Source organism: Arthrobacter sp. P1_D4, from assembly GCF_056406115.1.
Window position 1 is genome coordinate 151,710 of the sequence record NZ_JBFUAU010000020.1, and the last position, 11,756, is coordinate 163,465.

Annotated in this window: 5 protein-coding genes; 4 read left to right on the plus strand and 1 reads right to left on the minus strand. The window is 70.3% G+C overall.

Annotation, left to right across the window (positions count from 1 at the left end):
- Nucleotides 1-182: 182 nt before the first annotated feature.
- The 4 genes from AC1D0A_RS18910 to AC1D0A_RS18925 all read left to right on the plus strand — a co-directional run bounded on the left by AC1D0A_RS18910 (nt 183) and on the right by AC1D0A_RS18925 (nt 10,822).
- A complete protein-coding gene (locus AC1D0A_RS18910; RefSeq protein WP_476946526.1) occupies nt 183-3,041 on the plus strand; it encodes a hypothetical protein in 2,859 nt (952 codons plus the stop codon).
- Nucleotides 3,038-4,384 carry a type 1 periplasmic-binding domain-containing protein gene (locus AC1D0A_RS18915; RefSeq protein WP_476946527.1) on the plus strand — a complete coding sequence of 449 codons (1,347 nt, stop codon included), beginning with the start codon at nt 3,038-3,040 and terminating at the stop codon, nt 4,382-4,384. Before AC1D0A_RS18910 ends, AC1D0A_RS18915 begins: the two co-directional genes overlap by 4 nt.
- A 62-nt stretch (nt 4,385-4,446) precedes the next feature.
- A complete protein-coding gene (locus tag AC1D0A_RS18920) occupies nt 4,447-8,766 on the plus strand; it encodes an FtsK/SpoIIIE domain-containing protein (protein ID WP_476946528.1) in 4,320 nt (1,439 codons plus the stop codon).
- Nucleotides 8,767-8,848: 82 nt separating this feature from the next.
- Nucleotides 8,849-10,822 (plus strand): serine/threonine-protein kinase, encoded by a 1,974-nt coding sequence (locus tag AC1D0A_RS18925; RefSeq protein WP_476946529.1) that lies wholly within the window; start codon nt 8,849-8,851, stop codon nt 10,820-10,822.
- A gap of 407 nt (nt 10,823-11,229) precedes the next feature.
- On the opposite strand, the gene AC1D0A_RS18930 is transcribed toward AC1D0A_RS18925, so the two are convergent.
- On the minus strand, nt 11,230-11,756 hold a 527-nt coding region (locus tag AC1D0A_RS18930; protein WP_476946530.1), incomplete at its 5' end, for an HNH endonuclease.

The following is an 11,756-nucleotide window of genomic DNA, read 5'->3' on the forward strand; positions in this document are numbered from 1 at the left end:
CGGCGACCGGACGGTGCCGACGCTACCAACACACGTCAATAAATCCAACAAAAAGAAAAACTAGGACGGCCGGACATGACCGCCCATGTCATACGCATGACACATGCAAACCGCGATTAGTCCATTCGTGCGCGAAACCCCGTATCATGCTGAAGGCACCATGAACGGAAGAGGGGACGATCATGCCCAGACGGACTACCACGAACCAGCACACCCGGGGGCGCCGGATCGCGCCGGGCCGGGCGCTGTGCGCCTTCCTGGCCGCCCTGGGGCTGATCGCGACGACGTCGTGCGGCCCGGCCCCCGAACCGGAGTCGGTGTCCAATCCGGTCAAGCTCCTTCAGAGCGTCCGCGTGGGCATGTCCCCGGCCGCCGGGGTCGAGACGATCGAAGGCACCACCATCTCCGTGTCAGCGGCCGGCGACTCCTCCGCAGCGGACACGAAGTACGACGCATCCCAGGCGGTGGGCGAACTGCCGGTGCGAGTGAGCCTGCAGTACCGGGCCGGAGAGAAGTCCGGCTCCGACCTCACCGAGCTTCAGGGCCACACCGGGCCGGTCGAGATCGACCTGACACTGGAGAACCTCACGGTCAAGCCGCGGGTCGTCGAGTACGATGCCGCGGGCCAAACCCGCTCCGATACCGCCCTCGTGGGCGCCCCGCTGACTATCGCCGCCTCAACGAAGCTCACCGGTGTACGGGCCGACGACGTCACCGCCGGCTCTGCGGACGGGGGAACGGGCACCAACGGCGTCCTGAGCAGCACCGAGGACGGTGCCACCGTGGTGCAGTGGGCCACCGTGCTCGCCCCGCCGCGTTCCGGGGCGAGCACCACGCTGCGCCTCGTTGCTGAGGTCAAGGACTTTCAGGTCCCCGCTTTCGACGTGGCGGTGCAGCCGGGCCTCAACACCGACCTCAGCGCGGACGGCGTGCTCGCCGGCGCGTTCTCCTCCGGCACGGGCTCCGAGATGGGGCTGCAACGCCGCACCATCTCGCTGGTCTCGGACGTCAACACCGTGTTGACCAAGGCCGGATCCACCATCACCGAGGTCCGGCAGAACCTGCAGGAGACCTCTCAGACCCTGGGTGCGAAGACGGCGGGCGAGCTGCGCGATAATTCCACGGCCCTGGCCGGCACCATGTTGGACCTGAAGGAGCAGCTGAAGACTCTCGGCGCCGACCTGGAGGCCGCGACGAAGTCAACGCAGTCCACTACCGCGTCCCAGCTGAAGCTGACCGTCGCCGCCGTGGACGCGATGCTGGGCGACACCTCGGCCGTGCCCGCGACGGCTCCCATCAACGGTGACGGCTGCACCGCGGAGGTGCCCAAATCGGGGAAGGCGGCCACGGTCTACTCCAGCATTCAGACCATGGCCTCGCAGCTCGACGCCTACGCGAAGGTAAGCGCGGGCTGCCGGGATATCGTCGCGGGCGCCATCAAGGCCACCATGGGCCCCGAGGACCCCACCGCGGAGGAATGCGCGGAGCAGGGTTCGATGACATGCTCCCTCTACGGCTCTGCCGTGACCGTCACGGGTGCGTTGCTGGGCCTGGTGACGAAGGGCGACGAGCTCGTGGCGGACCTGCAGCCGCAGATGGTCGAGGGCGCGATCAAGGATCAGGAGGCCGCCGCCGTCACGCTGGAAAAGGTTCGCGCCGATTTCGCTGCGGTCCTCGACGGCGCCGAGACCACCGAAGACTACAAGACTGCCCTCGCAAACGTGGAAGAGGCGATCAAGTCCGCCCGGGGCTCCGTCGACGCGACCCGGGACGCGGCCGCTGCGGTCCGCGGCAGCATCGACGGCCTGCGGCAGAAGCTGGGCGACATCAAGAAGACTGCGCAGAACGCCCGGGGCGAGTTGGGTGACCGCTCGCTGCTGAACGGCTCGATGACGCAGCAAACGCAGCGGCTCGCCGACGAGTTGTGCAAGATGGCCGACGGCGCCTTGCCCCGCGAGGGCCGACTGTCCGCCGAGCAGGCGGAGCGGCTGCGCTCCTACTTGACGTCCGCACCGTGCGAGCCCACGGATGAAAGCGGGAACCCGGCGCAGGAACTGCGCCCGCCGCTGGGTTTCAAGGACCCGCTGGACGATCGGATCCAGGCCCAGACGGCCGCCTGGGACGCGGTCCTGGCGGCCACCGACACCACCGCCCCGGACGAGGAGATCGGCCAGGCGTTCACCACTTTGGGGACGGCGATCGACGACATCGACGCCAAGCTGGACGCCATCAACAAGGCCACGAAGGCGCTCGATGGTGCCGCCACGGGCGACGTCAACAGCAACAAGCGCGAACTTGTTGCCCTGGACGCCGCGCTCGGTAAGGCGATCGACTCCTCCGGCCGGGTAGGCTCGACGCTCGCGAAGCTCAAGGAGCAGCAGGACGGGCTCGGCGTCAAAATCAAGAAGTCCCTCCGCGAGGTCTCGGCCGAGACCGCCGCTGAGGTCTACAAGACCGTGGACGAGCAAGTGCGCCGGGTCGCCGAGATCGGCGATGCAGGCTCCGACGCCGTGATCACGGCCTTCAACCGGTCCATCTCCGGTTTGAAGTCCACCTCGGACGAGGTGGTGAACGACGCCGAGGGCACGGTGAATAAGCAGCGGGACGAACTGCGCGGGCAGAGCGACGCGCTGGCCGCATCCCTGGACAAGAGCACGCAGTCCTCGCTCGCGAACATCGCCTCCAGCACGTCCGGCTCAACCCGTGACGTCGAGGGCGCCAGCGCCCTCCTGTCCTCAAGCCTCACCAAGGTGATGCTCGACCTGGGCGACCGCTCGGTGAACGGATCCGGCCTGCTCGGCTCCATGGCCACAAGCGCCGCCAAGGCCGACACCGCTGACTATCAGCTGGCACTGGCATCGCAGAACGCTGAGGGCTATGCCAATATCCGCTCCAGGGACGTGGCGGGGCTGCTGCTGCGCCAGGCGCAGTTCAAGGCCTCACTCACCGCTGTCGACGAACTCCCACCGTTCCACCTCGAGGTGCCGGCCGGCGCCACGTCGCAGACCCTGTACACACTGAAGATCGGCGGCACCGCATGAGCTCCCGCACCGGGCTCACGACCCTGATCGTCGCGGGCATCACTGTCGTCCTCGCGGCTGCGATCGCCCTGACGACCGTGGCGCTGAGCCGTCCCAAGGAGGCTTCACGGCCCGACCCGGTAGCCGCGACGGTTCCCGTCGCGCTGAAAGCCGAGGGCCTGCCGAACGACTTCTCCATCGGCGTCGTCCTAACGCTCGGCCAGTCCGGCGAGCCCGGCTCCGAGTACAACCGCGCAGCACAGGGCGCGATCGTCGCCGCACAGCGCTTTGCCAAGGGCGGCGCCGCCGTCGCCCTCGTAGCCCAGAACGACCGCGGCACGGAAGATGGCGCCCGCGCCGCCGTCCACGCGCTCGCCGAACAGGGAGCATCGGGTGTCGTCGTGGCGACCACGGGTGCGCCGGCCCGGGCCGCGGCTAAGGCCGCCGAGGAGCTCGGCCTCCCGGCGATCCTGCCCTACGCCGAACCATCCGACCCAGCGCAGGCCACCTGGACCACGAGGCCGTCGGGCGCATCCGTCGCGGCCGCCCTTCGAACCGCGCTGAACGGCAAGAACAGAGTGCTGCTCGTCGGGGACGGCGGCGAGGTCCCTGCCTCGGTCGGGATCTCACAGACGCTGAACCTCGATGGCTTCGACGCGGTGATGGACCTGGCCCAGGAGGCCGCCATCCAAACAGGGGACCAGCTGCGCCCCCCTGCCGAGGACGCCCCAGCAGGCGCCGGGTCCACTAGGGTCGCCGAGCCCGCGGACGCCGTGGTTGTCTCGGCCGCCACCCCGCAGCGGCTGGCCCGGCTGGTTCAGGCCTTGCAGGCCCGCGACGTGTCCGTCCCCGTGGTCATTCCAGACGGCGCCACTGCCCCGGCCTTCGCCTCCACGCTGTCCGAGCTCGACGGCGCCGCCTCCGGGCAGCTGGTCAGCGTTGCCCCGGCCGGCGGCGATGCCACGGCGCTCCAGCAGGACGCCCAGGGGCGCGGGATGTCCGCATTCCTGTCCGCCGTGCGCCTGGCGTCCGGTGACCCGAAGGTCAAGAACCTGACGGGCGATGCCGCGTTTTTCGCCGACGCATGGGCGGCGGACTCACGCAGCCACGACGCCGTCGTCGCCCTCGTACGGGCGACCGCGTCGGCTGGAAGCGGCGAGCCGTCCAAGGTCGGCGCGGCGTTGCGCACCATGTCCTTCGGTCCTGGTGACGGCCTCGCCGGGCCAGCGCTGGATTTCTCGCGCTCCGCGGCGCTGACCGCGGAGGCAATCCCGGTCTACGCTTCCCCTCAGGATCTGGGCCTGCGCCCGCCGGACGAGGCCGCTCCGCGGCTCGTCTGGGTGCCGGCGCTGGCAAACCCCTGACCACCCGCCCCCGGCTCGCCCCTGAGCGGGCGGGAACCATCCACCACTGAAGGAGCGCCCCGGTGCGTGTGCTGATCGACCTGGACGAGCGTCGCTTTGAGTGCGACGTGGCTCACGCCGCGCCCGCCACGACGCTGACAGACCTCGTGGAGGCCGCCGGTGGCCCGCGGCTGGCACCCGATGAGGCGGTGTTCGTCAACGAGGCCGAGGTGCGTGGTTCCACCCCCGTCTCAGAGCTGATCTTCCTGGAGGGCAGCCGCATCTCGCGGGCGCCGTGGCAGATTCCGCAGCGCGTGCGCGGCTGGAGCGTGACGCTCGCCGGCGGCCAGCGCACCGGCGGCGTGATTGACGTTCCGCACGGGCGAGAGATGCTCATCGGCCGGTCCCCTCACGCCGATCTGAGCCTTCCCACCGAAAGCGCGTCATGGGACCACTGCCGCCTGCGCCGGGAAGAGGACGGGCTGCGGGTGCTCGATGGCGGGTCCACGAACGGCACCCTCGTCAATGGCGAGCCGGTGGGGGAGGACGGGGTCCTGGTGACCGAAACCGCCACGATCACGGCGGGCGGCGCGGTGCTCCTTCTGCGCCGGTCCCTTGACGAGACGCCCGCCCCGGCGCCCGGCAGCCTGCACAACCTCACACCGGCGGCGACAGCGCCCTTCAACCGGCCTCCCCGCCCCGGGCAGGCCGCGGCGGGCGAGCCCCTGGTCCCGCCGAGCCGCAAGGAAGTGCCGCCAGCCAGCAAATTCAGCTACATCACGGTGCTCGCGCCCCTCGTGATGGCGGCGGCGATGGTCTTGATCCTGCGGGACTTGCGCTTCGCGATGTTCGCCATGCTCAGCCCGGTCATGGCCGTGGGCATGTGGTTCGAACAAAAGCGCCGCCACGCCCGGGGCCTCAAAGAAGAGGACGAGCGCTTCGCCGTGGCGCTCCAGGGATTCGAGCGGCAGATCCGCGCAGCCGCAGCGGCGGAGACCGCACGACGCCATCGGATGATCCCCGATCCCGCGACCGTAGTCCGGCGCCCCGCACTCCCCGCCACGTCCTTGTGGCAGCGCCGCGCCGACGCGGACGACTTCCTGGCCCTGCACGCCGGCACAGGTGACGTCCCCTGGAAGCCCGAGGTGGACCGCACCGCCGGGTCGCGGCTGGATGAGAACGTGAAGGACTCCCTCGCGGCCGCGCGCCTTCAGGCCGCGCCCGTGCTCGTGGACCTGACCGACGCCGGTGTGGTGGGTATCGTCGGGCCGCGGGAGGGGACTCTGGCGCTCGCGCGATCCCTCCTGGCCCAGGCCGCGGTGCACGTCGGCCCAGCCGACCTGGCCATCGGCGTCTTCTGCGACGCAGGACGCGCTGACGAGTGGGAGTGGGCTTCATGGCTGCCGCACACGCGCCAAGCCGGCAGCAGCACGGGCGAGCGGTGGATGTCCGCGGACCGTGAGGCGAGCCTGGCCATGCTGCGCACGCTCAAGGACGCAGTGCAGGAGCTTCCCACACCAGCGATGCTGGTGGTTCTGGACTCCGAGGTCCTCACGGAGGGCAGGGACTCACCGGCACGCGCGCTGCTCGGCACGGGCCGCTCCGTACCCGGGGCCCATGGGAGCCCGCAGCAGAGCCCGTCACGGGTGGCCGGCATCGTCATCGCGACCTCGGAGGAGCAGCTGCCGGCCTCCTGCACCACGATCATCAGGGTCGGGGCGGACGCCGCGGCCACCGTGGACCAGCCGGAGAACCTGACCCGCGTGGAGGACGTCATCCTGGCAGGACTGGACCAGGAGGAGGCCCTGCGCTGCGCAATGCGCGTGGCGCACTTCGACGATCCGGAGCTGAGCGTGCCCGGGGCCTCGCTGCCCCCGCTCGTGCGGCTGCCCGGGCTCCTCGGTTACGATCGCCCGGACTCGGCCACGATCCGTCGCCTCTGGCAGGCTCCCACCGGAGTCTCCACGCCGATCGGCACAGGGGAGAACGGCACCCTGACCCTGGACCTGGTCCAGGACGGCCCGCACGGCCTGGTGGGCGGCACCACCGGCTCCGGCAAGTCCGAGTTCCTCCGCTCGCTAGTGGCCGGCCTCGCGGCACGCAACGATCCGACCCGCCTGAACTTTATCCTCGTCGACTTCAAAGGCGGGGCCGCCTTCAAGGCATGCGAACGCCTTCCGCACACCATCGGCACGATCTCCAATCTGGACGAGCAGCTCGCCGACCGGGCCCTCCGCGCCCTGGAAGCGGAGATGGAACGCCGCCAGCGGGTCTTCGCGGAGGCCGGCGAGGGCATCGACAACCTGAACGCCTACCTGGCCACGAACCCGGCCGAGCCCATGCCCCGGCTGCTGCTCGTGATCGACGAGTTCGCCATGCTGGCCAAGGACTTCCCGGACGTGCTCAAAGCGCTCGTCAGTGTGGGTGCAGTGGGCCGCACCCTGGGTGTGCACATGATCCTGGCGACGCAGCGCCCGGCGGGCGTCGTCAGCGACGACATCCTCGCGAACACCAACCTTCGGGTGGCCCTGCGGGTGCAGAGCCGCGACGACTCCAACAACGTCATCGGTGTGCCCGCCGCCTCGGCGATCGGCAGGGCCCAGATGGGCCGGGCCTTCGTGAAACTGGGCCAGGACGACATCACCCCTGTGCAGACGGCCCTCGTGACCGGACGGGCGCAGCTCGGCGCCGGGCCCGCCGTGGACGTGCGTGAGATCCGCCAGTTCGGCGTCCCCGTTCCCGCGGCGGCGCCGCCACGGTCTGCGGGCGTGGACGAGAACGACCTGGAACTCCTCATCGACGCGGTTGTCGAAGCCAACGCCGAGGCAGGGTTCGCCCAGCCGCGGCAGGTCTGGCCGGAGGCCCTGGGCGAGCGTGTGGAGCTGGAGGGATTCCTCCAGGAGGCCGACGGCGGCCGTCCCGCCGCTCCGTCCGGCACTCCCACCGATCCCGCACCCCCGCGGCTGCCGATGGTGGGCGCCGTCCGAGGTTCCACGGTCCAGGTGGCCATCGTGGACGAGCCGGAGCTGCAGCGCCAGTCCGCGGCGGGATGGGACATGTCCGTGGGGAACCTGATGCTCATGGGCGTGGCCGGCTCCGGCACGAGCACCACGCTGGCCTCGATCGCGCTGACGCTGGCGAAGGACGCCGATCCGGCCGAGCTGGACCTGATGATCCTCGACATGGGTTCCCGTGAGCTCGAAGCCCTGGAACGCCTGCCGCACACCGTGGCGTATGTGGGAACCGGGGCCGGTGCCAAGGAGCAGCAGGCCCGGTTCCTGCGGCACCTGCACACCGAGCTCGAGAGCCGCCGCGCCGTGCCTGGCAGGCACCGCCGCGCCGTGGTGCTGCTGGACGGCCTGGCCTCGCTGCGGGACGAGTTCCAGGACTTCGAAGGGCAGCAACTGCTGGCTTTGCTGTACCGGGCGTACGCGGACGGCCCGGCGCTGGGGCTGTCCTTCGCGGTCTCCACCACACGCGCCAAGGCGGTGCCCTCGGCCATGAACGAGGTGACGCTGCAGAAGTGGCTCTTCCGGCTGGCGGACGACTACGACTACTCCTCGCTCGGCGTCCGGGGCAAGGAAATCCCCGCTGCGCTTCCTGGGCGCTGCGTGGATCCCCGCACCTCGCTCCAGATGCATGTGGCCACGCCCGGTATCGGGGTCGAGGCTGCGGTGGATCGCGTGCGGCAAAGCTGGGCGCATGCTCCCGCGAAGTCCCCGGCGATCAGGCGTCTGCCCGCCAACGTCACGATGCTGGAGCTGGGCGTGGAACCCCGGCTGGAGGCCGAACCTTGGCTCATCCCGGTGGGGATAAAGGAGGCGGACCTCTCACCGGCGTTCCTGGAGATCTACGAGGGCGAGCACGCGCTCGTCGCCGGGCCTGCCCGTTCGGGCAAGTCCACGCTGCTGCTGGCCCTGGCCGCAGCCCTGCGTGGCGCGGCCACCTCCCGCGGGCCGGCTCAGGTGTGGGGCATCTGCGATCGCCGCTCACCCCTGGCCCTCGCCGATCTGGATCGCGTGGCCGTCGGCGCGGATGATGTGCCTGCCCTGCTGGCCTCCCTGCGACTCGAGCGCGGCCCGGTGTTCCTGCTCATCGACGACGCAGAGCGCTTCGAGGACGCCGATCAATCCATCGCGGGGGCTGTGACCTCCGGGCAGCCGGGGCTGTGCGTCATTGCGGCCGGACGGGCCGCGGATCTCCGGGGACTGTACAGTCACTGGACCAAGACGCTCCGCAAATCCCGCCTGGGCGTGCTGCTGCAACCGGATGTAGATTACGACGGCGAACTGCTGGGCGCCGCACTCCCGCGCAGGGCGCCGGTGGCGCTGACTGCCGGGCGTGGATATGTCGGCGTCGGCGGGCAATTGGCACTGATCCAGTCGATGAACGCCGAGGTTTGAACCCGGCGGCGGGCGCCTAGGACGAACGAGTGGACGGCCGGGGGCCTTGAGGAATCAGATCGATAGCGTTGGGGAGTACGGTATGCAATTCGCACAGACGGGTCAGGCTCTGGGAGCGTCCTACCGCTTCGGCGAGCGGGTGGGCTCCGGCGCCGTCGGCGAGGTCTGGACCGTCACCTCGGCCGACGGCCGGACTTTTGCCGCCAAGGTCCTGCGACCGGAACACGCTGACGATCCTTCGCTTGTAGAGCGGTTCGTCCGCGAGCGATCCGTCCTGCTTGGCCTGCAGGACTCCCACATCGTCACGGTGCGCGACATGGTGGTGGAGGGCGCGCGGTTGGCCATCGTCATGGACTATGTCGCGGGAGGCTCGCTGCGCGACGCGGTCAAGGAGGCGGGCCCGCTGCGTCCTTTGGACGCGTTCAACGTCGTCGCCGAAGTGTTCGACGCACTGGCTTTCGCGCACTCACGAGGCGTGACGCATCGCGACATTAAGCCGGACAATGTTCTCCTCGCCCGCCCCTGGCCCGAGTGTGGCGCGGGCGACGTACGGGTCTCCGACTTCGGCATCTCGGACGTCGTGGGCGAGAAGATCCGCCAGACGACCGGTCTCATCGGCACCCCGCACTACATGCCTCCCGAGCTCATCAGCCAGGGCCGGTCCGGCCCGCCGGGCGATGTGTACTCAACGGGCATTCTGCTCTACGAGCTCCTCGCCGGGCGCACTCCTTTCGCCGGGCCGGGGACAGACTTCAGCGTCGCGTACCGCCATGTTTCCTCGCGCCCGCCACGGATCCCTGTGGACGACGCAGTGTGGAACGTTCTCGACTCGCTGCTGTCCAAAGACCCCGCCCAACGCCCGACGGCGAGTGGGGCCGCGGCGACGCTCCGGCGTCTGGCACCCCGCCTTGCCGGCAGCAGCCCGATCACGCGTACCGAGGCCCCGGAGGACTTCGACGCCGTCGAACGCTCGGCCACCGTCGTCCGGGGCGCCTTCACGGACGAGGACCTCACGGCCTTCGCGTCAGGCTCGCCAGATGACCACGCCGGGAAGGCTCCCGAGCTTGGGGAGGCCGACAGCGCCACCATCGCCCGGCCAATCCCGCGTCGCGAAGTGCGGCCCCGGGCGGAGGCCCGGCTCGAGGAACAGGTCGCCACCCCGTTCTGGCGCACTCGCAAAGCGTTACTGCTCGCCGGTGCCGCAGCCCTGCTCGTCGTCGCGATGGTCGTTGGGTTCGTTGTCCTCGCCCGTTCGGGTCAGCAAATGCGGCCCACCGCGGAAGGCCAGGTGTCCAAGCAACTTCAGGACGCGGCGCTGCCGACCGGCCTGACAATCTCGCGGGAGGCCTCCTATGAGCCGTCCTCCGGTCAGGTCCGCCTGACTGTGGTGTATGCGGCGCAGAAGGCGCCGTTGTCCGGTGATTTCCTTGAGGTGATCCCGGGCCTGGCCGACGGGGAAGCGTGCCCGGCCGTCACGTGGGACGGGGCTTCGGTGAGCAGGAATCAGGCCTCGATCACCGGCCTTGACGTCGAGTGCGGCTGGAAGGTCTCGGGGTTGGAGGTCCCGGCGGGAGGGGCAGCCCAGGTCACAGCCAAGGTGTCAGTGTCACCCGCGGACCAGCAGGCCCTCGACGCGTGGCTGCGGGCTGGGTCTCAGGCGACGACGGCCGCGACGCAGGACCCTGCCGTCAAGGGCACGGCCTATACCGTCCAGCGGCTGAAGGGCGTGGAGGTGCATACTCCGGCGCGCGTCGTGACGCCTAGCCCGCTAAAGATCACCCTTGTGCCAGTCTGGGCCGGCGGCGCCGACGAGCTGAACCCGCTCTACGTCAGTCCCGCGTCGGGCAAGCCCTCGCAGATGCTCGCCGCCGTGAGTGGCGGCGAGAAAGGAGTACGGTTCTCCGACGGCTGCGGCGGGGCGCTCGCGGTGGACAGCGCGGGGCTTACCGTGACGGCCCTGCAGATCACGCCCCAGTGCACCGTGCGCGCCAGCGTCGGGAACTTCACCGAGCTGCAGTCTCCGAGCTTCGGGATCACGTCCCGGGAAACCTCTTAAGACCGAGGGCTCCTAGGGCTCCTAGGACTGAGGGCTGCCAGGACTGAGGGCTCGGGGTTGCCCCCGCGGCCATGACCTTGGCCTGGACGTGCGAGCCGCTCAGCCCGCTGCGGCCGTCCGGGCTTCTGCTCACGGGGCGGCCCACCCGGCCGTCCGGGCCGCTGCCCGGGGCGGCCAGCCCGCTGCCGTCCTACCCGCACGGCCCGCCTCCGTCCAAGCTTCTGTCACGCGGCCCACCCGGCCGTCCGGGCCGCTGCCCGGGGCGGCCAGCCCGCTGCCGCCCGAACCGCACGGCTCGCCTCCGTCCGGGCTACTGTCACGTGGCCCACCCGGCCGTCCGGGCCGCTGCCGTTCGACCCACACGGTCACCCAGGCGTCAGGGCTTCTGTCACGCGGCGGCCACGGGGTCACTCCAGGCGGAAGTAGGTGTTCCGTCGGGGTGTCCGGGCTGGGTCGAGGTGGGGTGGCGGGATGAACCAGGGGATCCCGGTGCGCATCTGGATGCTCCAGTGTTCCTTATGGATCACGTGGTGGTGATGGGAGCAGAGCAGGGTTCCGTTGCCGGTTCCGGTGGTTCCGGCGCGGGACCAGTAGGTGATGTGGTGGGCCTCGCACCAGGGCGCCGGAATGGTGCATTGCGGGAAGGCGCAGCCCCGGTCCCGGGCCGTGATGGCCTTGCGGATGTGGGGCGGGAAGACGCGGGAGGCGCGGCCGATGTCCAGGACCTGGCCCTCGCCGCCGAGGACGACCGGGATGATGTCGGCGTCGCAGGCGATTTTGCGGACGGTGCCGGCGGTGACGGGGCCGGTGAACAGCAGCGTCCCGGTGCCGTGTCTGGTTCCGGTGCCGTGCTGTGCGGTGTTGGCAGGGGCGCCTGCTTCGGCGGGAGTCGTCCCGAGCCGGGTGAGCAGGTCCCGGTAGTCGATGGTGGCCA